This window comes from Enterococcus sp. 4E1_DIV0656 (genome assembly GCF_002140695.1).
In the GTDB taxonomy this organism is placed as follows: domain Bacteria; phylum Bacillota; class Bacilli; order Lactobacillales; family Enterococcaceae; genus Enterococcus_D; species Enterococcus_D entomosocium.
The window spans coordinates 2380996-2403521 of record NZ_NGLF01000001.1 but is presented as its reverse complement, the minus strand read 5'-3'; the positions used below and the strand labels follow the sequence as shown (position 1 = coordinate 2403521).

Sequence of the window (22526 nt, the reverse complement as noted above, 5' to 3'; positions counted from 1 at the left end):
CGTTCGTATAATTTTCGCTAAGAGGGGGGAAATTTTATGGGAATGATTAAGCCATATGAAGATCGGAAAAAGCTCAAATGGGTAGGATTTTTCTTGTCAGAACATACAGCTGACATCGCAAGAATAGAAAAAGAATTAAAATATACTTGCCCTGCTAAATCTGAAATGGATGAAAAAGAAATCAGTGCTTTTTTACAAACTGCAGTCACAAAAAATAGAAAGCTGGCAATTCAACTTAATCATGTAGTAGATGATAAATACATGCCGGATATCGTAGGCTTTTTGAAAGGCTATGACGATATTGGTATTTACTTGGACGACACCCTCGTTCATTACGACGAAATTCGGAACGTAGAATTTTACGTTGAACAGAAGTGGTTTGAGGTATGAACATCATTACTATGTACGAACAAAAATATATCGACCTTGAAACGTTTATCAACGAGTTTCCTGATTCAATATCGGAATCACAGGAATGTATCTTCGGCACTGCATGCATCAAGTTCTATGTCGATCTTGTTTTGGGTAAAGACAATAATCTCTTCTTTATATCAAAATATAATTCTTGATTTTTCAGGTTATCAGTTCCAATCGAAAGCCCTTTTCTGTTAAAATATAAGTAAATAAAATACAGAAAAGGTGGAAAAATGAAAAATATTACACTTACAACCTTAATTGCAGCATCTTTGTTCTTAGCAGCTTGCTCGAATGGAGAGCAAGAAAACACGATCACTGAGCAATCAAAAACGATTGAATCGCAAGCTAGAACCATCGAATCACTCGAAACAGAAGTTGCTACTTTAGAGAGCGCAACGAATGAGTCATCAAAGGAAGATAGCAAAACCTTGACCGATGCTGAACTTGATGAAATTATTGGGGATAAAATACTAGTTCCTGATCCAACACTAAAATCAAAAGAACAAGTTGAATCTGAATTCAAAGCAGCAGGTTTTACTCCGAATTTTGTAGTTGCATTTGATGGTGGCAACGACCAGTACGCTGGATTTTGTTCAAGATTAAACGAGCAGCCTGCTCTTACTTATATTTCATATAGCGACTCGAAAGACAGATCTGGTTTTTATGCTGATGAAGGCGCAACTATAAATGTTGGGTATTTCGAAAAAAAAGATGAATAAAATAAGCTCTCCTACTCAAATCTGAGTAAGAGAGCTTTTCAATTTATATTTCCATGTAAAATAAGTTAACAAAAAAATAACATGGACGACATTCTGAACAATTATACTCAATGCTCTTGATTAATGTTAAAATAATAGGTGAAGAGTACTAAAAGCATAATCAAAAGGCTTCCCCCATGAAACTTCCCCAAGCTTTTCTGCTGAAGTACTCTTCTATTATTAATGCATGTTGCACAATAATCCTACTTTAAAAACAAAACGTTTACAAGCGTTTTTCGTCAATTTATATAACTTTAAATTCAAAACATAGGTTTTTCCCCTTAATAATTATGTATCCCCGCCCATGTTTTTTGAGCGGTTTTTTTGTTTAAATTGTAAGTCCACTTACCCAATAAGAGGTCACTTTACCGTCTTTAGTCGGGCCGATTGCTAACCAACCATATCCGCCTGAGCGAGATTGACGTACGAAGGCATGACCGTTGCGTTGGACTAACACACGATCATACTTAACTTGTTGACCACGCTTGAGTAATGCAAGAACTCCTAAGCTTCCCGGGTTAGTTATATCTCCTTTAGACGTTCCTCTCAAGTTGACACCTTTAGGCTCAGTAATCGTTACGGTTCCTGAACGACTGTGCCAAACGTTCGCTGGTGGTGCTGCTGTAGTAGTGTTAGTTGTCACCGGAGTAACCAAAGCTCCTGATACCCAACCGTTGCCTCCTACCTCAAACCAAGTCGTGTAGCCGTTCACGTTTTCCCCATTACGAGTGATTCTAGTAGCGTTAAAACGATCACCACGTTTTAGCTGACGCAAAACTTTCGAGCTTGTATTTTGTGCTGCACGTACATTTAATACGTCGGTACTTACGACTTGTTGGACATTCCATGCCTCGACTTTGTACTGAGGAGCAGTTGGCACTGGTGTAGGTGCTGCAGTAGATCCTCCGCCAGAAGTGTTGCCTTTTAAACGACTACGAACAGTACTCATATTAATCCCTGGACAGCTATTTGATCCATGACCGCTAAATTCATTATGTCCTAACACATCATCCGCCTTTAGTCCAAAACGTTTCATAGCATCTTTGGCTCTTGCATCAAATGCCGCTTCTTGCTCTGCTGTAAACGAGCCACTGCCTACTAGGCAGATATGATATGTGTAACTGTTGTGGTTACCGACGCCATTCGTGGTTACATTGTCGTTATAAATCCGTTGTACTGTACTGTCTCGCAAAATAATCTCATGATAGCCGCCTGTCCCCCATCCTAATGACCCACGCCAATGATTTTGAAAAGCCCATACATCGCCTGTTGCTGTAGCAGAATGATGCCGAGCAATCTTGGTAATTCCTGCGACTGATCTATTCGGGTTTGTTGGCCCTAAGATTCTTGAATCTCCTCGTAAATCTACAATTTTTGTCATAATGTTTTCCTCCAATTATTCTCTCTATTTTCTGCTGCTTTCCGTGTTAAGTATTTAAGTTCATCGTCTGATAGGTCTTCTGTCAAAAACCATCTGATAAAATTAAAGATTTGGATTGGTATAATAACCGGCATAAATAAAATAAGTAGCCACATACACATCAACCTTTCAGTAAAAAAGAGCAGCCAATCGGCTACTCCTCATCTTTTAAATCCATATGATAATGCGTCCGCTCTGTTTCGCTTTGTCCGTCTCCGTAATCGATGTGATCATCGTCCTGATCAAACACACTGGAACCAAGATCAAACAAGCCACCTGCAGCTAATCCAGCTACAAAACCGGCCCATGCATACAAGATAATCTCCTCCGGTGTAAAAGACATCGCGAACAAAATGCCTAACAAAATACCAGTGATCACATTAATCACTGGCAAGATTCGATAGTTATCAAGTTGTGTTTTGATCAATCCCGTTGCACCTACGACAAGAGGCGCTATGACCGATGCTGCGATTAATATTCCTTTCATCTCTTTCCTCCGATCTGCTTAAAAATATGCTTGATTTCCGCTTTGATTGTCGCTAGTTCTTTTCCATAGTCGATCTGAGTTTTTTCTAGATTAGCGATTGCTTTTTCTAGTTTCGCCAAAGTGTTGTCCAGTCGTGTGAACACCGCGTAAAACCTCGAAACCCCGAATAAAATCCCACCCAAAAATGAAATTACAGCGATCAACTCAGTAATTGTTAACGTACTAAAATCCATCCTGTCACCTACCTTTTTTCGTTTACTCATCTATTTCTTCGATAACACTATCTTTGACGTATGAAAAGTCTCCGTCATCATCTTTAGCTGCTAAAACAAGAGCATTAATATCATCCATTTGCACATCATGCATCTCTAGTTCATTTACAGCTTCACCCCAGTGCTGTTCTACATAACTGGTAAAAGACCCTAATTGATGAGACATTCTCAGCTCAACTAAAAACTTTTCAATATCCATACCTATCCTCCCCAATCCATGTTGCTCTAGTATTTAACCATGCCCCAACTGGGGTTTCGGTGGTGGCCATCCCTGAATTGGAACCTCGGTAACGGCTAATCATTACACGTCCATCAGGATCAATGTGTAAGTTGAAAATTGTGACACCACTTCCTGGCATAGTTCTAGTAATCCTTCTTTTCGGTCGGTAACCTACTGGGATGGTCGCCATCACTTGTTCATCGTGGTTTATAGTAAACGCATTGGCATTAACTATTGCGCCCCCTAACTCCACCCAGTCTCCCCTTCGTTCCACACAGCAGTAATTTGATGCTCCAGGATTCGGATTATAATTTGAGAATCCGGAAGCAAAGGTTGGTACGACAGGCGGTAATGAGTTGTCTTTGCTTAGTCTTTCAATCTCTTTCTCTAGTTGCTCAATTCGGGCTGTTGTGATATCTGTGTTGGCTTCGTAGATATGCAGCTCTCTGATTCTTAGAACAGTTGCCGGCTCAAGCCAAATTGAGAATGCGGCAAAAGTGGTTAGTTTGATTGTTCCCTGGATCCATACCGGAGAATTGTTAGTTAATGTAAACTTCAAATTTTCTCCTGAACCAGTCCCGACCTCAATCTCTTTTCCCCAAGATGCCGCATCTGTATTAACGAACATCGCTACATTGTAAGTTCTTCCTATCGCTAGGCTCAATGGAGGAGTTGCCCAATAAACTCTCCCTTTTGATGCGGTTGTATTGTTCAAAACGACACCATTTGAATCATAAGTCATTGCAAAGTTTCCTTCGTTAAACGGACGTGGTTCTCGTTTTTGGAAATCTGGATCAGGGAATTGATTAGTGAGTCGGATTGTATTTTGTTCTAGCATTTGGACTTTTTGTTGAGTTTCTTCCAAAGCAATCCTATTTGCCAGATCCTCAGGAGCTAAACTCCAATCTGATGGGTATCTCCCAGTCTGTAATTTTTCCCACTCAATCTCAATTACTGTTCCTACTGGTGCGTTCCTAAAATATAGGCGGACTGTCTTTTCGACTTGCGACGTATGGCTACCTTCGACATTCCTTAGATGTATAAAGTACGTTGTAAACTCTCCGGTCACTGTTTCTACTTTGCGAGTGAAGCCGAATCCTAAGATACCTGTCCACTCTGCCGCTATGTCACTTTTACACCTAACAGATAAAACAAATTCACCCTGCTGTCTCCAGTCAAATCTTTTTTCGATTCTAGCAGCATTGTCTAATGTAGTAACCGTATAAATCAGTTTATTATTGGATTGTACTAGTGTTCCGTATAAACCAACCCAGCCATTAAGTTCGCCCTGTTTAGTAAAGTCCGAATTTTGCAACAGGTTTCTATCGCTCTTTAACGTGTACTCTTGCAGTGCTGGCTGCCAATCACCAGCGATATTACCTAAACCAAAAGTGACATTCCTTACTGACGGTATTCGTCCGGAGTCATATACTCCGAAAAATGCTAATAATGATCGTGTTTCGGTTTCGAAACTCCCGGACTTTTTAGGTTTAAAAGTAACGCTAAATCTTTGATATTCAGTCGTCGCATTTAAAGGAAGCTGTCCAATATCATATTTAGCTCCTGATCCGTTTTGACAATATACTCTTATTGTTCCTGCAATAGCCGATTTCAAATCGAATGATACTGTGTACTCTCTATCTATGCCGTACTCATCAATCAACGGCGCTAAATCCCAAGAAGGATGATTCAAAAACTCACGTGAGGCTGTTCTCTCGATGTGAGAATCAATAAAATAGTTACGAGTTGCAACTGAGATATCGTCAAACTTTTCATCTATTTCAACTTTCGTATAAGCTCCTACATTTGCTGCAGGTATCGCAATATCTCTTGTACCATCAAAATCAACACCGGCAATTTTACGCGCTGTCGCCAGCCGAGTAGCTGATGGTGCATTTCCTACAAGCGTAGCAGCAATCGTAGCATTTCCAGATCCATCAAACGTGGTCGATCCAGTGACACCTCCCGACAAAGAAATCGTACGCGCTGTAGCGAGACGGCTAGCAGATTGTGAAAATAATCCTGATTGTAAAGTTCCGTCAGCTGTCGCAATTGGAAACCAATTTCCCCACGAGTTATTGTAACAGCGTCGAATATAAATCTTACTACCTGCTGGTATATTAAATTCTGATAATATTTGTGTGACAATAGAATCATTCCCAGCATTTATAACAACCATACTAAAAGCAACATTACTAGGAGTATTCGAGATAGTCCCTGCAGTTGCTGATAAGCGACAACCATAGAATCCTGCACTCTTAAAGTTATTCAAATTAGAATTAGCTGGTATTTCATCAACTTGAGGTTCTGATTTAATTTCGATATTTTTAGTACCATCGAACGTCACGCCATTTATTGTACGAGCCGTCTGCAACTTAGTAGCTGATGCTACATTATCATCTATGTTTGCTACTCTCTTCCATGACTGCCAAACCCCATTTCTGTTGTTCCTTTGCCATTGTTGAGTAATGGTACCGGTGAAAAAATAAGCAATTTGCGTCTGATAAAGATTGTTGTGTACCATGCAAGTTACAAACCACCAATTACTCGTAGCTCCTGTACCATCAGGAGTATTTAACATATTCGAACCCATGAATGTCCCGGATTCGGTCATATCATTTAAGTCCATTCCATTTGCAGCAGTGACAGTCCCGTTGCTATAACCTCGCACATTTGTTTTTCTTGCAAGACCGGTTGTTAATTTATCATCTGCTTCAGACTTACTATATGCCCCAGTTTGAGCTGCAGTCACGTTGTGAGGATTACTTTTATCCTCCGCATGCTTTTTCAAATCACCTGCATTTTGCACGTTTTCTTTTAATGATTTGTCAACACCATCCTCCCATCGCTGTGCATCTGTAGGTGCTATAATATCTTCATTTCTCCATTGTTTTACCAATTATTTCACCTCAACTCTATACTTAAAAAGGGTATCGCCATTGACTGGTACAAAAACACTGCATTCAGAAAGCAATTTGTCACCTTCAAAAAATTCGATTTTTCTAAGAGTATCAATGCTTAGTGGTATATCAAATTCGATTGAAAGAATTTCATCTTCGACACTCGCATGAAACTCATCCAATCGAACGGAACTATTTAAAATAATGTGACTGATCATTTCCTTGAAACTATTATTCAAGTTTGTTTTTAAATCCGATGTGATCAAGTGATACTCACCTCAATTTCTTCTGCACGCTTCAACAGTTGATCTCTACCGACACGACTTCTGCCGATTCGAAAATAAGACAATGGTGCGATTGTAGCTGATTCTTGGATTTTAATTCTTTGAAAAAATGTGGGGCTCTGAATATAGACAATATTCGCCGGTTTGATTTTGTTGATAATTATATTAGCTTCCTGAAACCAATTGGCATTATCTGAACTTGATTCTAGTACGATTTGATAATCTTCATAGTTCACGATTAAAGCGTAATTATCGGATCCAAAGATCCTATCTAAATGATCACGTAAATAGGGCACCGTAAATGGCGGCATTGACTGCAAACGATTCATGATCCTCTGTCGGCGAAAAGTTAGGTCTTCAAGTTCCGGGTTAGCCAAAATTCCAAAGAGTTGCTCATGGAAGCCAATTGTTTGTGCATCTGCAGTCTGTATCCACTGATTCGCTTTAACTTGATGCATTTGTTGATCAAGATGCTCAATTAAGTTGTCTTCAACATCAAAAAGCACTTCGAATTCACGGACACCATCGTATAAATCAGGTACTAAGTCTTTTAAGCTCAAAGCACATTCACCTCACCAAGCAGAGGTAATTCCTGATGCATATTGCTCAGCTCAAGCCGGACGTCAGCTTCAACACCATTAAGTTTTAATGTCTGCACATTCGCTACTCCTGGAACAGAGAGAATCGCAGCAGTAATTTGAGATCGAAACACCCAACACTCATAGCCGGTATCTCCGCGTTCGTCCCACGAGCGACGAACTTTGTCAAAGTAGTCTTCAATCACTTGATCAATAACATCAGCCAGCTGAGCATAGGAAACACCAATATTCAAGGTGATCTCAAATTCTACATCAATAGTTTTTATACTAGGAGCAACAACTGTCACTTTGTGTCCAATAGGCGCATAACCAATTCCTTGGCCATCCAAAGTCGGATCAATAACCTGTTGGACGGTTTCAACTAAAACATCGCTCGCTGCTTTGTAAGTATCGTCTAAAATAACCAGCCGTACTGTACCTCCACCATTCCAAACTGGATAAACCTGTACAGCCCCTACACCATCGATCGCCGATGTAAGATAATAGTAATCAGCGATATTTCCGCCAAATGTTACGATCTCTTTTGAATCAATGATTCGTTTTCGCAGCTCTTCATCCGTTTCAGTATCTCGTGCTGGAATCAAGATTTCTGTCAAGGTTGCTTCTGCTAACCCGTTGAAATTATCGAGTGGCAATAACAAACCGATATACTTATTGCCTGCATCACCTGCAATTTCTGCCTGCAGGCGAAAAACACCCTCTTCAGCCTCAGCTGCAATGACCGAATAATAAACCGGATCATCACCAGTTGATGAAAAACGACTTCCTACTGCTACTGAAAAGGGGCTGCCATCTTCTCTTGACAAGCGAGCACGAACGATCGCCCTAGTCGCTTGAATCCGATGTAACCCAGTTTCTTCAGCTCGATAATCAAGATATTCTCCGTTTGCTGTCGCTACAAAGGTCTCAAGCAACACATTTTTCAGTTGCATAATAAAATCAGCAAGTTGATAGCACGTTGGAGCCAGAGCGTCATAAATAATTGATCCTTCTCGTGTATCGATCCCTTCAGGCACCTTGGACAAAGCTTTATTTATAAAATACTCATAATCATATTCTTCTAGGTATCTTCCGATTTCTTCTGGATTCAAACTGTCACCTCCTGCTCAATCCTAATCTGGCCAAAAATCGTAGCAACAAAAAAAGAGACTAGGATACTATTCCTACTCTCTTTGATTACATTTAAATCAGATACTTCTATAATTCGTTCATCGACAGACAACGCTTCAGTAACCAGCCGCTCGATCTCAGCCATTACTAAATCCATATCCTCACCAATCAATGTCCGCAGTTCAATGCCATAGTTATCTGTGTATATAGGCCAAGTAAAACGTTCTGTCTGCAATACTTTTTCGACTGCTTGCCGCATTGCTTCAAGATCATCAATCCATCCTGCTATACGACCATTCACCAACCGATATGTTCGCGATGGTATTTGTTCTAAAATTCCCTCATCCATCTGATCAGCTCCTATCCAAAACGTAATACTTTTGGCCCTTGCTTATTCGCAACATTCGCACACGGTCACCACTTTGTAACGAGCGGAATACCGGAGCTGATCCAGTCCCTGTCTTGCCATCGATCGTGACTGATATCGTCACTGAAAGCGGACGTACCATCTGCGACAAAATTAAATGTCGTCTAGTGATACTGAAACGATTGTCGACCCTAATCGTTAAAGGACTTGTACTAGTGACGACACCGTAAACCATATCCGATAAATGATTTTCTTTTGGCTTACTATCTTTGATAATTCGTGCTAAGTGTTCACCGGCCATTATGCCACCACCTCCACTTCTAGATCCATCGTGTGGATTTTCCCAAGATAGTGTGTACACCTTGTAACTAATGCTAAACTGTCATTTCCCACGCTGTCACGTTGCAGATCAGCTAAGCGTAATGTAAAGCTATTGCCAGCGCTGATTTCCATTGATCCTACTGCCTCTAATGTCAGTGTTCGAAATTCTTTATTATTTTCTCGCAGCAATGCATTAGCCTGTTGCTGCAACTGAGAAGCGTTTAATTCTGCATCACTGACCGTTTCAACGATTTGCAGACGACCCCACTTTTCGATATTACCAGCATGAGTAGCTGTAAAGACTTCGCGAGTATTTTTTTCAGAATCTTCACGGATAACTTTTACCGCATTGGCCGATTCATCAATCGATGCCTCGTAATCATAATCGGAAAGAAGTGACTCATCTCCTATAACAAGCTTAGTGATTAAACGATTGTAAGTAGAAAATTCCAAACGACCAGCATTGTCTCTAATTCCATAACGCATACCGCCAAAATTTACTCGAGTATCTTCGAGCGATTCTTCTAACATTGAAAAATAGGTTCGATTGTCCATGACGACTGCAGGACAGTTATATGCGACATTATCGAGAATTCGATAGGATAACCCCTGCGTTTCACAGATCGTCTTAAATCGAGACGATGCACTTGATGCCCCAAACACGATCGTATCTTCATTTTTTAGATAACGCAGATTGTCATAAGCAACAATATGCCACAAATTCGTTTTTCTTTTTCGTCGTATAAACACCTTGCCCTTAAAAAAAGTTTTTCCGTCGGCTTTTGCTTCGATGATATCTCCACTCCGGAGAAAAACCGTGCGATCTTCAATCATCGAAAACTCAAATTTTCCTGGCTGGGAATAAATACCAGTCGTCCACCGAGGATTGCTGACGATCTCAGAAATATCGTACATTTGACGATTATTTATACTAGTTTCTAAAATCTGCAGTTTCATTTGATTCGCCTCACACTTCCTGCAGTAACCCAACCGCGCCAACCACCACCTGTTGTAGTTAAGTGGTATGGATGGCTTCGCCCCCTTTGAATAAAGTTTACTTTACGAGTAGCATTTACTTCAGTCTGTCCAGGACCGGATCCATAACTATCGCGGTGTAACCGACCATTAGCGATAACCGTGCAACCAATCGTGATTTCTTGACTAACTACCGGACGTGCCGGTTGTTGGCTAACTTGCTTGGCAACTGTTTTGACAAACTTCGCAGCATATTCTCGATACTCTTTTAAGGTGATCGAATACTCCACATCTCCCGTCGAATCAACAATCGACCAGTTAAATGATTCGATTGATGCCAACATATTTATTTTCGTATCCGTTACAATCAAGCGAACTGGCTTTTGATCATCCATTGCTTTTTCAATTAAGGCAGCATAATCTTGAGGAGGTAAAAATGTACTACCATTTAAGATCATCGAATGCTTCGCAGTGGCAGGAAAAAAGCAGCCGAATCCGACTGCTCTCAATCCTTTTGATGCGAGCTGGTTTATTTCACCTAACTTAACTACCTCACTTGATTTGTTGCGACCAGGAACATCTACCGATATAGATCCTGGGTTGATTGGAAGCATATACCGCCTTCCATTTATTTCTAAATAAAATTTGATTGCCATACATGCCTCCTAACTCAAATCTGCATCTAATGCATCTATGATTACTTCTTCTACTCGTTCGACGATTTCATCAATGTCAGGCGGATCTCCTCCGTTGTTTTCGACGTTGACTGTTACTTGCGGCACGACTTGTTTATGCTGAACAACGATTGTTTGGCTGGCTGATGCTTTGATTCTAGAAATATCTTCGTCGTCAACATGGACATTGCTTGTGATGACTCCACTAGCAGAAACTGTTGCTAAATTATTAGGGATCGTTGCCATAGCTAAAGCATCACTTGCTTTTTGTACCATATTTTGCGCTGCTAATATTCCGTTTGCCAAACCTTCGGAAACAAAACCACCAATGGCCATCATGACACGTGACGGCGAATTGATATCAAGTGCCTTACGAACAGTCGAAGCAACCTTGCTAGCAACTGACTGAGCTGCAGCAATCGCCGATCCAGCTCCTGCTTGGATTCCAGCAGTTAGTCCTGACATAGCGTGTTGTCCAGCCGCTCGCAATTCACCGTGCAATCCACTGAAGGCTTGTACGATTTTCCCTTTGCTATTTTGGGCTGCCGTTGCAGCTTGCGCCATCCCTGTTTCAACGGACGCTACTAATTCATCCATGCCGCTTTTGGCAGCGTCTTGAATTGCCGACATCGCCTCTTCTGTGGTTGACTGCATCGTCTGCATACTTGACTCAAAAGAAGACGCTGCGCTTTCTAGGCCGGAAATGCTTACCTCGGTGATATCAATAAAGCTCTGCAATTCCTCAGCTAATGTTTGGAAAGTAGTAACCATCTCAGATAACCCATCTACTCCAGTTACTTCCGGAAATTCATTCATCTTCGTGATCACATCGGCAATACTTTCAATAGCTGCATCTACTGCTGCAATATCGATCTCAGGAAAATCTCTGATAGCTTCCGCAACTTGAACTAAACTATCGATAGACTCTTGAAGTTTAGCAACCTCGGAACTCTTGATCACTGATTTGGCAAGTTGCCCCAACTCCGCTTCTCCAAGATGCTCAATCATTTCTTTTAATGCATCGATAGATAGTTTGACTGCTTTCGAAGAAAAGATGACTAGTTCTAACTTCTTGAAAGCCTCGCCGATCTCAATCAACGTATCTATCGCCTGATTAACGTTATCTAATGACTTGTTGTGAACTTTCCTTTTCTTTAAAAGGTCACCCTCGGTCAAAAGGTTCATGCACTTTTCAAGTTCTTCAACTGCCCGTTGTACCGCCCATGAAGAAAAATGAACGTTTTGAAGAGATTGAAATTTATGACCCAACTCAATCAGTGTGTCCACAATTTCACTGACATTTCGGACAGTACCTTTATCTAAGCCACTTCCCCACAGTTTGTTCAACTTTGCCAGGAAATCTCCGCCAGTTAATAAATCAATACATTTTTGTAGTTCTTTGATTGCTTTTTCCACTGCGCTCTGAGCAAACATCACTAATGATAAGCGTTTAAATTGCTCACCTAATTCTATGAGCGTGTCCACAATCTCACTGACATTTCGGACAGTACCTTTATCTAAGCCGCTTCCCCAAAGCTCATTGATTTTAACAAATATATTTCCACCAGTTAGCAAGTTGATACAGTCTTGTATATCTTCTATCGCTCTTTCGACTGCAGTTTTGGTAAACATGATTAGTGACATTCGTTGGAATTGTTCTCCTAACATGATCATTGTGTCGACCATTTTACTAACATTCGAGACCGTCGAGCTATCAAAACCACTCTTAAAGCTATCGCCTACCGATTGCCAAAAAGTCTTCCGGCCCTCCAATATGCTGACAACATCTAAGAGATCTTGAATTTTTTCTGCGATATTTTCAGATACTTCAATCTGTTCGATTTTGGCTAGGTTTTCAGCGACTGACACTAGCGTGTTCACTGTATCAGCAACGATTGCTGTATTGATACCACTGATGAAATTCTTAAGTGCATCTCCGAGTGTTCCTAAATCTGATTTAGTAAAGAATTGAATCACACCGACTAGATTGTTAATTTTAGATTTAACAGATCCAAAATCGGACGGAACTTTTGCATCAACTTGTTGGATTGCTTCTGCCATAATTATCAATTCTGCAGCTACCGCCACAACTGCTATTAACCCAGCAATCATTGCAGCACCACCGAATCCAGTGGCCATTATAGCGCCAATAGCAATCGTCAATCCTGTAAAGGCTCCGATCGCAATCGCCATGTTAGCAATTTTCTTACTAAAATCAGCGATATCGTTTGGTACTTTCTCATCCACCTGCTTCATTGCTTCAGCCGCCAACATCAGTTCTAAACTGATTGCTGCAATTGCAACTAATCCCGCAATGGCCGCAGCTGGATTTAAACTTGCCAATACACCAGCAACTCCAACAATGACACCCATACCAACTAACGCAAGAGCCATTCCGCCGAGCTTAGCAGCAAAATTCCCAAAATCATCCGGCACTTTTTCGTCGATCTGTTTCATTGCCTCTGCTGCCAACATTAATTCTAAACTGAATGTTCCAACAGCGATCAATCCTGCAATAGCCGCAATAGGATTTAGATTTGCTAAGATACCGGCGACAGTCACAATTACTCCCATACCGAGTAGCGCAATCGCCATGTTGCCTAATTTAGTAGTAAAGTCACCAAAGCTATCGGGAACCTTTTGATCAATTTGCTTCATTGCTTCTGCTGCGATCATCAGATTAACTGACAATCCTGCAACTATACCTAACCCAGCAATTGCTTGACCTAAATTTTTACCGCCAAGTTTGCTCGCGACAGCGACAAAAGCACCCATACCAGCAAGCGCAAGCGCCATAACGCCCAGTTTGCCTGCCAAGGATCCTAAGTCATCTGGTATCTTTTCGCTAACTTCTTTCAAAGCTTGTGCGGCTTGCTTGATCAGGAGAATGACCCCAAACACAAGGGCTAAGTTGGTGACCCCTTTTGCAAAGCCATTCATAGTATTCAAAAATGTATCTAAAGGATTCGTTATAGATTTGGCACCCATATCGACACCGCCAGGACCACTTCCCGGGCCGCCCGGAGCTTTTTTACCGAATCCAAACAAAGTCAGTAAGCTGCCACCTAAACCTTTTGCCAGTTTTCCTGTAGCTCCAACAACAGTAGTCAATCCCTTGCCGAAGGTTAATAACGGCGTTAAAATACCTTTTCCTATTTTGAAACCAACGAATGCAGCTGCTAGTTTCGGCAGCATTGAGATAAACTTTGCAATGACATCCGAATGTCGTTCAATAAATCCGGCCAGTTTTGCGATCGCTCCTGTTACTCCGTCCACGAAACCTTTAAAGCCAGCGACACTGGCTTCGCTACCAAAGGCGCCCGTTAGTTCCGCCAAACTTTCTTTAACTGCAGATATCGCATTGCCGATTGGCTCTTTAATATCCTCAAAAGCATCTTTTAAAACATCCAGATAAGGACGCACCTTATCGATCATGCCTGGTATCTTGTCCATGAAACCATCGATATATTGACCACTCTCATCGGTATAACCATTGATGGATTTGAAAAAACCACGAACTAAATCTTTTCCACTATCTAGATGCTGCGCAATAGTTTTGCCGCTAAAAGCTTCGGACATTTCATCGAGTTTGCGAATGGATCCCTCAACACCGTTCGTCACGGCTGTCCGGATATTTTTAAAACTTGTCTTGATCCCCTCTGATCCGATCAAGGCACGTTTGGCACCCTCGGTACCGGTATCGAACATCTCGATCAATTTAGCATTAAATTGATCAAACGTAACATGACCTTTATTAAGAGCATCGTACAAATCATACTGGGCTGACTTTCCTGTGTAGCCAAATGCCTTGGCAACATCATTAAGTGCAACCGGCATAGTGTCCATCAATGAACGCCAAGAGGTCAAGTTGACCTCTCCACGACCCAACATCTGTACATATTGCTCAAGGCCTTGTGCGGCTTTTGCCGAATCTGCACCAGATGCTAAGAATGCATTGTTTAATGAAATCGTGGTCTTAGTCGCATTGTCTAAGTCTCCGGTCATCATAGCGATCCGCTGTGTTGTCGGTACAACTTCGTTTAGAGCTGTCGGTAATCCATCGATACCATCAACCAAACGTTGACGGCTATCGTTAACCTCGTCCATTGAAAACCCGACCGCCTGCATCATTTTAGGGAATTGATTAAGCGTATCGAAACGATCAATTGCTCCATCAATTGACCCCTTAACAACATCGATTGCAGCTCCGGCGACTTTCATCAAGCCTAGTGCAGTAACAAACCCTTTGACACCAGTTGTTGCTTGATTCGTAGAATCTTTGATGCCAGAAAAGCCAGATTTCAAATCATTGCCAAATTGTTTAAAAGAATTTTTAGCACCTTTAAATGCATTACCTAAGTTATTCCCAAAATTTTTAGCATGATTGACCACACTGTCAAAGACGGATGACATTCCTGTTCCAAAACTTTTTGCAGCTGATAAAAGCGGCGTAAAGGCAGAACCTGCTATTTTACCCAAACCAGAAAAGGCGGACGATACTTTACTTGTAATTCCGCTAAACGCTGAGGAGATTTTAGAAGTTACTCCCCCAAGGTTTAGCTTCGACGAGATTTGGTTTCCGAAGTTCCCAAACAATGTTAATATTCGTTCAGTAGTAGATTGTACGATCTTCCAAACAGCATCTAAACCTGTTCTCATCGTTGAATTCAATTTACTTATTGCGCTGGCAGCAACTGTGGCCATTTGTTGCAAGGCTTGTGCTGGTCCCGCAGCTTTCTTTTTGAACGCACTCATAGTCTGAGTTGTCTGGTTAAGACTACTATCAATTGTTTTCAGAACTGCAGTAAACTGATCTCGAAGCTTTAAACTAGCTTCAAGAGTTGTCATTTGGTCACCTTCCTTTTGATTTTTTCATTGCCTTTTCTTCGGCTTCAATTCGAATGTCAGTAAAAGCCATGATCATGGCTCTTTCGCGTTTTGGCAAAGACGCAAAAACTTCCGGTGTCAATCCAGCGGTGTGATATGCATGATAGGCATACCACATCTCACCGGATTCACCGGAAGCCATTAGTCCTTTACTTCTTCTTTCAACTCATCCTCAGATTCGTTGAAACCATTTAATTCCAACACTTCTTTGGTCAAGTTTGCGTATTCTCCGGCTAAAAGCATTGCCTTTAGAGTATCCGTTGCAGAACCTTCTGTTTTGTAATAGCCTTGCAATTCAGCATCTTGCAGATCTGGCGTTTTCACACAGCGAGCCAATAATGCATCGCCGTATTTATCCGTATCAAGATCCTTGACTGTATTCCCTGCCTTGCTACGGCGCTTGGTAGTATGCACCTTTTTTAACCGATCATTTTCAGTTTCTGAGATTGCCTCAATGACAAATGGCTCTTCAAAACGATCTAGTTTCACTTCTTTTGTATCTCCGACAACTTCCATCATAAAGCTTTTAATATTCATCTATTTTTTCCTCCCAAATTATCCAAGTGTTGGCTGACTGAATTGATCTAATAAATCGGCATCTGAGAAGGTGAAAGACACGTCCTCGTCCAATGTTTCCGATTCGATATCTAGTTTTGCAATTGGTACAGAATCAAAAATCACACCGCTAATTAACGTTGATTGACGTCCAATAGAGCTGTTAGGATCATCATTAGTGACTTTAATTGTGATTTCTGGAATCGTACCGGATTTCAAATAATTAATACCAATTGCAGCGAATTCACTTGTAACCTTATGAATCAGCATGGATCCAGAACCATTTGCTCCTGTAACTTTCTGCTGATTCATCCGCTTGCCTAAGACTGGCACCTCTGTTTTGATCAACTCCACAGTTGCTTCAATGTTCTTCAACCAAAACATCGGTACGTTCCGTCCATCAATGGTCATGAAGGCAGTTCCCTCACGACCCGAAATAACATCACCTGATTTCAAAAATCCACTCATTGACTATTTACCCCTTTCTTATAAGACCTCAACGGTCATGTAAAGTTTTTCCATCGCATCTACTGGTTGCACCTGCACATTAAGAACGATTGAATCCTTTTCATTCCCTGCGCTGATTTCAATGTCATCCGCAGAGAAATTAGTGATCGCTCCAGCACCTTGCAAAACATTGAAATAGTTGATTCTATCGGCTTTATATAATTCTCGCCCATCTTGATCATTATTGATTTGTCCAATAAAGTTATCTTCAAAGGCTTTCTTCGAGTTATTAGCAATGTCATCCAAACAACGTAATACACGGTTCTTCGAAAAGTCTTTGCTTTTATCTGCAGTAAAGGACGTTAGACTATTGATATCTTGCTCAATAACAACTTCTCCTCGTTGCTCAGTAAAGACGAACTCACCATTTTGCAGTGCTTCAATGATTTCCGTATTTAAGAAGCGTTGTGTTACATCGATCGCGCCATCGTACTTTTTATAAGTCAATGAAGTTGCAACACCAGCTGAAGCAGATGCACCTGCTACCCAAGCTGTCGCCTGTTCCGCTGTGATACGTGTACCATCAAGTAGAATTACACCATTCTTCACGTTGATCACTGCTTCATTATTAGCTGCATGACCTGCTACGACTAATTGACATTTCTTTCCTTCTTCGTTGCGCATCCGGTTGATAAAGGATACACCTGCAGTCTTGATTACTTCGTCTTGCACTGGCAATGCTAACGTGTTGAATTCAAATACTTGAATTTTACTGAAGAACGTCATGTAGTCGTTCACGGTCGCCGGAGTGTTTGATCCGCTCTCTAAAACGATCGAAAAAGCACTTAACTCTCCAGATCCGGCAAAATTCACTACACGATTTGCGGATAGCTCCTCGATTGTTTTCGCTGTTTGCCGATCTACTAAACGTCCTGCCAAATACGTTTCTACATCATAGGCATCCTTCACATTCACATTTTCTTTTGAAACAACACTGATCGCATTTCCTCGTGTACCACCATAAAGCGCCGTAATGGATAGATCGCCTTCTGTTGCAGCTGCTTTTCCTCCTGATCCGACACGATAAACAAGCACGGTTGCAGCTTGTTTTAACGCTTCGCGCAATAATAAGAGTTGCGGATCTGTCAAATCATAACCAAAAACGGTCAGATCAGATGATGAGGTAACCGTTACGACCTCGTTTTCTGGTCCAAAGTCTAGAGCAATTGGCAATGCCGTTACACCGGATACCGAATCAGCTGGTCCAAGCCCTCCGCTTGATCTCACGTTTATATATGCGCCTGGTCTAACTTTGTTTTGTGTTGTCCATGTTCCTCCTGCCATTTATTTCACCTTTTCCTTTCGTAATTTGATCAGTAGTTGCTTTGCTTCAGCAACGCTGTATGCCGCTTCCGGCAAATATGCTGCTAAGAAATCAGTTTCAATCTTGCTGAACTCTTTCGACTTCAACAACTCATTTTTTTCGTATTTCTTTTCTGGTGGTGTTGTTTTTGTTTCAACTTCAACTTCTTTTTTTTCTTTTTTAGTCACCTTTTAATCCTCCTCTTTGTTCGAACGATTCTAATTTCGGTATGTTATCAACTGGAGCAACACGATACCGCAAAGCAAAAGTAAAATGGAGCGCCTGAGATTCGATTCTAGCTTCTCTGTTTAACAAGCCAACAGATAAGTCATCCAGTCGATTAAACTCGTCTAAGAGCTTGCTACGCATTTTTTCACACTGCTCTTTCACACCAGGATCATCTGTTGTTGAATCAGGAAACCACATCACACAATATAGATGTTTTCGATTCTCATATGACATCAATTCTCCCTTACTGTCGGCCATGATTTCGTAGATATAAAAAGACGGCTCTTGGAATCCTTGCTCCTGATTTTCCCGATAAATGACCACATCAGGAATGATCCTAGAAAGCTCATTTGCAATTGCTAACGTTACATCAATCATGAGAAACCAAATCCTCTCAAATATTCTTCATAAGCCGGCCCGACGATTTTCGGCAGCTGGCCAATGATCTCTTCCATAGTGATTTTTAGAAAGAACTGTCCTTCCACCCAGCCACCGTTAACCGTCCGATGGCCGTTCTCGACGAATGGAGCGTATTCGGTGTTATTTGAGATAGTGACGATAAACCCATCGCCAGTCGCTTGAGCGCCTTCGAGTACCCAGTTCCTGCGTAACTCACCACCGACACGATTCCGACCACTAGATGCTTCAAACACAAACAGCTTCCCGTCTCGAGCGAAGAAGACCGAATTATCGTATTGACCAACAGGCGTTCTCATCTTAACCTCACGAATCATCAGATTTCCGAGTCGGTTCATTACATCAATGATGAATGTCTCTTCCTGCAGATTCTTATGAAACTGATTCGCAAATTTTAAAAATTGATCAAACTCAAAATCACTCATGCTTGTACCTCGCGAACGATAATTATCTCCTGATGTGTGTGATAACTCGAGAAACCTTCGGATGATCTCTTATAGTCCCTCGCTTTACCATGAGGATCTGTAATCGAGATACGCGACCCAGCCGGAATGACGAGAACAGGATCACAATAGAGCATTGTGTTGTAAGTTACTTCTGCTACATTGGCATCACTGACTGGTGATACTTGTTTTTGAGAGATTCGGCAAGGTTTATTGCTGATCACAGCTGTCCACTTTGGCTTTGTTACTGATCCGACCTTTTCAGGTTTGTTTACAGAAACGGTCATTGTGCAATCGTATTGCTTTTCGAATTCTCTTTTTGCAAACTCAAAGATGTTCATCTGATCACCTCAATCGTCTGAATCTGTTTAAAACCTTTGAATAATTTCTCGCAAAAGAAGGTGCCTGCATCATCTTTTGATACGCATCAGCCCTTGTTTCTTTTGCTATTGAAAAGTCACCTTCGCTTAACGATTTCACTTCTCCCTCAGCTTCTGCAGCGTTGATAGAGAAGCTTGTTTCGTTGATCAGATCCACTGCCATCAAAACAGCAGTGTTGTCCAATCCGTCGGGCCAATCATCTACTTCAAAATGACAATAGGTCAAGATCTCCTGAATGGCTGTTTCGACTGCAAACAAAAAGACATCGTCTGATTTCTCATCATCGATGCCTTTGAGCTTTTTTAATCTATCTAAGATTCGCTTTTGCAGTTCTTTCATACGACTTCTCCTATAATTTGTGTTTCAACGCAACTAACCCGATCTGCTTGTCTTCCCGCACTTTTTTCCAGTTTACCGGGTTTGCCAAATCACCGTTTGTCGGTGTAAAGTCAGAGAGCTCCTCTGGTTCAAAGGACAAGCCGTATGGATGCATAACAATCGCTCGGCGTGTGTATAGCTTGTCGTTTCCGGCAGCCTTGTCACGATCAACCTCAAAAGTCGTCATATCTTCCGGAGTTGCTGTGTTTCGACCAATGGATGCGCCAGCCATCAGGTACGTTGTAAATACCGGATTTGCTTGTGTTCCGCCAACCGGCAAAGTATCATCCTCGATGACACGGTATCCAAGATAGGTGTCGAAGTTTACTTTTGACTCTGATGCTGGGATATAGTTTTTAGTCGCAGTGTTTTGTTTTTGCAGGGCCGTCTTGGTTTTAGAATGCATAGCCAATGTTGTCAGTTTTCCTGCACTTGTTCCCAACAATTGTTTAGCATCCAAGATCATATTTGCTTCAATACCAGCACTTGCTTTAGATTCATCAGACAAATGGCTCTCGTGTAAGGCACCTGCTGGATCCTCGCCTGCTGAATCAGCGAATAGCCCGGCCATAATTGATAACAGAATTGCTTGATCATTTTCTAATGTGAAATCGCCCAACTGACGTAAAATTTCTTGGCGTGGTTTAGATCCAGTGACGATTGCAGATAACTCGGATGCTGCAAAACCAGACCCACGATACATTACGTAAGCTACTTGTTTTTTTGCTGAGATCTTACCGGTTTTCAGTGATCGATCTTCCTTCAAGATTTGGTCGGTACCTTCGATACGCCCGAATTCCGGCATGTTAAGTAATAGACCGCCTGATTCGATATTTTTGTTAACGCGTGGATCCGCAACCATAACACCGCTATTAATAAACGCAGAGTGCTTTTCTGCATAAAACGCTTGGTATTGATCATATTGCTCTGGTGTGATTAAGTCTTTGATTTGTGTGATTAAACTTGCCATTATTCATTTCCTCCTAATTCTTCTTGTTCGTTAAAGTAAGTTTCGAGATCATCTGCTTCCATCGCTTCCTCAAAAGAGTTGTAGGTTTTTTCGGTCGCTTGTCCTGCTGCTGGATTATATCCACCTTGCTTTGTGCCTAAGTCGAAAAGATAAGCATCCGATTTTTGCAATGCCTCGATCTGCTCTTTTGCCCCAGACAGTTCACCGTCTTTAAAGATGATTTTTTCATCATCCAACAATGCTGCGACTGCTTTAGGGTTCTTCACTTTAGATTCAGCGAGTAATGTCGAAAGGGCCGAATCACGTTGCACTTTCGATAGCGATTCTTGATATTTTGCTTCCTGCGCTGCATTTTCCTTTTGCAACTCTTTTAGCTGTTTTTTCAATTCTTCGTTATCGCTGTTGTCTTTCTGCAGTTTCTTCAAGTCCTCAGCATTTTTTGACACCTGATTCTTTAGCTCTGTTTCCGACTGCTGCAATGTTGCAATTTGTGTGTTAAGCGATTGGACAGTTTGGCCATGTGCTGCCATTACCGCATCTACTTGCTCATCCGACAGTCCAATTTTTTTCAAGTCTTCTCTTTTCATATTACTCGTCCTTTCGTTTTTTAACGTGGCTACGACCACGAATGGATTTTGATAGTTTAACGACATCCCGGTCGATTTTGATGCAAAATAAAAAGCCCTCTTATTAGGGCTTTTAAGTCTCAAAATCAATTTTATTTCTCTTTTCTATGACTAGTTTTTTAAAACTTTGATAGATTTCAAAAAAATCATTGAACCAGGAATTATAGTCTTCTATAGAATTCATCGGAAAATTTACCCATTCTGCACTAAAAATTTTTTGTCTGCCAATAACAGGAATCTCTATTTCCTTTAATTCTCTATCCATGATAGAATCATGTGCCAGATTATCAATAATTTGATACCCTAGATTAACAAATCTTGAACTTGTGTCTTGAAGAAACGGGTCAATAAAATATTCCTTTTTTGTTTTCAATTGAAAATACACTTTTTCCACTACTTCGATAAATAAAGTCGTACTGTAAAATACATGAAAAGAATCTTTACCATAGCCACTCATACAATCAATAATCTTGATAATATCCTGAGCTTTTTTGAAATCACTTTTTAAAGCCATGGATTTAATTTCATCGTCAGGTATGCTGTGGTTTTTATTAAATTCTCGAAAATATATTACCTTAGCTATTTCAAATGTAGTCTCCATAATTCGTTTTAGCAAAGTCTCATCATCTTCAAACACGTAATAAGAAACGTTATCATCCATTATATCTTTCGAAAGATTATTTCTTTTTCTTCTATTCATCTCTTTTTTTGACATATAAACATGCATCGGAATATTGCTTTTTTTAGCTATTTCGTATTCTTCATGGATTCCTGATTTACCCGTATCAGTCGGTGTACCATAATTTTCTTTGTCTATCAGAATTATAAAATCCGCTTCTTTTAAATCCTTCCGATAAGTATGAGGAATGTCCGATGGTGTAAGGTTGAGTTCGTATAGCATTGGTTCGGCACCTATTTGTTTATAAAAATCATTGAGTTTTAGTCTTACTTCTTTATTAAGTTTAAACGTTGAGCTAATAAAAATGTGTGGTCTACGATTCATTGTTATATCCTCCTATACAAAATA

Annotated in this window: 27 protein-coding genes; 2 read left to right on the top strand and 25 right to left on the bottom strand. The window is 40.9% G+C overall.

Features of this window, described 5'->3' with window-relative positions:
• Window positions 1-36 precede the first annotated feature (36 nt).
• Together A5882_RS11400 and A5882_RS11390 are read left to right on the top strand one after the other, a co-directional pair.
• Window positions 37-390 (top strand): hypothetical protein, encoded by a 354-nt coding sequence (locus A5882_RS11400; RefSeq protein WP_086372794.1) that lies wholly within the window; start codon window positions 37-39, stop codon window positions 388-390.
• Between the two features lie 257 nt (window positions 391-647).
• Window positions 648-1136 (top strand): hypothetical protein, encoded by a 489-nt coding sequence (locus A5882_RS11390; RefSeq protein WP_086372792.1) that lies wholly within the window; start codon window positions 648-650, stop codon window positions 1134-1136.
• Window positions 1137-1503: 367 nt separating this feature from the next.
• On the opposite strand, the gene A5882_RS11385 is transcribed toward A5882_RS11390, so the two are convergent.
• The 25 genes from A5882_RS11385 to A5882_RS11270 all read right to left on the bottom strand — a co-directional run bounded on the left by A5882_RS11385 (window position 1504) and on the right by A5882_RS11270 (window position 22502).
• On the bottom strand, window positions 1504-2556 hold the full coding sequence (locus tag A5882_RS11385) for an N-acetylmuramoyl-L-alanine amidase (protein WP_086372791.1): 1053 nt from the start codon (window positions 2554-2556) through the stop codon (window positions 1504-1506).
• Window positions 2557-2749: 193 nt separating this feature from the next.
• The gene (locus A5882_RS11380) at window positions 2750-3082 is read right to left on the bottom strand and encodes a hypothetical protein (protein ID WP_086372790.1); all 333 of its coding nucleotides are present in this window, start codon (window positions 3080-3082) and stop codon (window positions 2750-2752) included.
• Entirely contained in the window at window positions 3079-3315 is a 237-nt protein-coding gene (locus A5882_RS11375; RefSeq protein ID WP_086372789.1) for a hypothetical protein, read from the bottom strand. Before A5882_RS11375 ends, A5882_RS11380 begins: the two co-directional genes overlap by 4 nt.
• 22 nt (window positions 3316-3337) lie before the next feature.
• A complete protein-coding gene (locus tag A5882_RS11370) occupies window positions 3338-3553 on the bottom strand; it encodes a hypothetical protein (protein WP_176462022.1) in 216 nt (71 codons plus the stop codon).
• Window positions 3543-6473 carry a pyocin knob domain-containing protein gene (locus A5882_RS11365; RefSeq protein ID WP_086372788.1) on the bottom strand — a complete coding sequence of 977 codons (2931 nt, stop codon included), beginning with the start codon at window positions 6471-6473 and terminating at the stop codon, window positions 3543-3545. Before A5882_RS11365 ends, A5882_RS11370 begins: the two co-directional genes overlap by 11 nt.
• Window positions 6474-6740, bottom strand: a complete 267-nt coding sequence (locus A5882_RS11360) for a hypothetical protein (protein WP_086372787.1) — start codon at window positions 6738-6740, stop codon at window positions 6474-6476.
• Entirely contained in the window at window positions 6737-7318 is a 582-nt protein-coding gene (locus tag A5882_RS11355) for a putative phage tail protein (RefSeq protein ID WP_086372786.1), read from the bottom strand. Before A5882_RS11355 ends, A5882_RS11360 begins: the two co-directional genes overlap by 4 nt.
• Window positions 7315-8448 (bottom strand): baseplate J/gp47 family protein, encoded by a 1134-nt coding sequence (locus A5882_RS11350; RefSeq protein WP_086372785.1) that lies wholly within the window; start codon window positions 8446-8448, stop codon window positions 7315-7317. Before A5882_RS11350 ends, A5882_RS11355 begins: the two co-directional genes overlap by 4 nt.
• Window positions 8445-8816, bottom strand: coding sequence for a DUF2634 domain-containing protein (locus A5882_RS11345; RefSeq protein WP_086372784.1), 372 nt, complete (start codon window positions 8814-8816; stop codon window positions 8445-8447). Before A5882_RS11345 ends, A5882_RS11350 begins: the two co-directional genes overlap by 4 nt.
• A 4-nt stretch (window positions 8817-8820) precedes the next feature.
• Window positions 8821-9135 carry a DUF2577 domain-containing protein gene (locus A5882_RS11340; RefSeq protein ID WP_086372783.1) on the bottom strand — a complete coding sequence of 105 codons (315 nt, stop codon included), beginning with the start codon at window positions 9133-9135 and terminating at the stop codon, window positions 8821-8823.
• The gene (locus A5882_RS11335) at window positions 9135-10112 is read right to left on the bottom strand and encodes a hypothetical protein (protein WP_086372782.1); all 978 of its coding nucleotides are present in this window, start codon (window positions 10110-10112) and stop codon (window positions 9135-9137) included. The genes A5882_RS11340 and A5882_RS11335 overlap by 1 nt, the downstream gene beginning before the upstream one ends.
• Window positions 10109-10786, bottom strand: coding sequence for a hypothetical protein (locus A5882_RS11330; protein ID WP_086372781.1), 678 nt, complete (start codon window positions 10784-10786; stop codon window positions 10109-10111). The genes A5882_RS11335 and A5882_RS11330 overlap by 4 nt, the downstream gene beginning before the upstream one ends.
• 9 nt (window positions 10787-10795) lie before the next feature.
• Window positions 10796-15652 (bottom strand): tape measure protein, encoded by a 4857-nt coding sequence (locus A5882_RS11325; protein ID WP_086372780.1) that lies wholly within the window; start codon window positions 15650-15652, stop codon window positions 10796-10798.
• Between the two features lie 4 nt (window positions 15653-15656).
• On the bottom strand, window positions 15657-15833 hold the full coding sequence (locus A5882_RS19825; RefSeq protein WP_164890394.1) for a hypothetical protein: 177 nt from the start codon (window positions 15831-15833) through the stop codon (window positions 15657-15659).
• On the bottom strand, window positions 15833-16228 hold the full coding sequence (locus tag A5882_RS11320) for a phage portal protein (RefSeq protein ID WP_086372779.1): 396 nt from the start codon (window positions 16226-16228) through the stop codon (window positions 15833-15835). The genes A5882_RS19825 and A5882_RS11320 overlap by 1 nt, the downstream gene beginning before the upstream one ends.
• Window positions 16229-16246: 18 nt before the next feature.
• Window positions 16247-16714 (bottom strand): phage tail tube protein, encoded by a 468-nt coding sequence (locus tag A5882_RS11315; RefSeq protein WP_086372778.1) that lies wholly within the window; start codon window positions 16712-16714, stop codon window positions 16247-16249.
• Between the two features lie 18 nt (window positions 16715-16732).
• Complete coding sequence (locus A5882_RS11310) at window positions 16733-18037, bottom strand: phage tail sheath family protein (RefSeq protein ID WP_086372777.1); 1305 nt, start codon at window positions 18035-18037, stop codon at window positions 16733-16735.
• Entirely contained in the window at window positions 18038-18244 is a 207-nt protein-coding gene (locus A5882_RS19820) for a hypothetical protein (RefSeq protein ID WP_086372776.1), read from the bottom strand.
• Complete coding sequence (locus A5882_RS11300) at window positions 18237-18662, bottom strand: DUF6838 family protein (protein WP_086372775.1); 426 nt, start codon at window positions 18660-18662, stop codon at window positions 18237-18239. The genes A5882_RS19820 and A5882_RS11300 overlap by 8 nt, the downstream gene beginning before the upstream one ends.
• The gene (locus tag A5882_RS11295) at window positions 18659-19126 is read right to left on the bottom strand and encodes an HK97 gp10 family phage protein (RefSeq protein ID WP_086372774.1); all 468 of its coding nucleotides are present in this window, start codon (window positions 19124-19126) and stop codon (window positions 18659-18661) included. The genes A5882_RS11300 and A5882_RS11295 overlap by 4 nt, the downstream gene beginning before the upstream one ends.
• Window positions 19123-19485 (bottom strand): hypothetical protein, encoded by a 363-nt coding sequence (locus tag A5882_RS11290; protein ID WP_086372773.1) that lies wholly within the window; start codon window positions 19483-19485, stop codon window positions 19123-19125. The genes A5882_RS11295 and A5882_RS11290 overlap by 4 nt, the downstream gene beginning before the upstream one ends.
• A gap of 4 nt (window positions 19486-19489) precedes the next feature.
• On the bottom strand, window positions 19490-19864 hold the full coding sequence (locus tag A5882_RS11285) for a hypothetical protein (protein ID WP_086372772.1): 375 nt from the start codon (window positions 19862-19864) through the stop codon (window positions 19490-19492).
• A gap of 10 nt (window positions 19865-19874) precedes the next feature.
• A complete protein-coding gene (locus A5882_RS11280; protein ID WP_086372771.1) occupies window positions 19875-20873 on the bottom strand; it encodes a head protein in 999 nt (332 codons plus the stop codon).
• Window positions 20873-21460 (bottom strand): phage scaffolding protein, encoded by a 588-nt coding sequence (locus A5882_RS11275; RefSeq protein ID WP_086372770.1) that lies wholly within the window; start codon window positions 21458-21460, stop codon window positions 20873-20875. The genes A5882_RS11280 and A5882_RS11275 overlap by 1 nt, the downstream gene beginning before the upstream one ends.
• Before the next feature lie 112 nt (window positions 21461-21572).
• Entirely contained in the window at window positions 21573-22502 is a 930-nt protein-coding gene (locus A5882_RS11270) for a DUF4062 domain-containing protein (RefSeq protein WP_086372769.1), read from the bottom strand.
• Window positions 22503-22526: the final 24 nt, after the last annotated feature.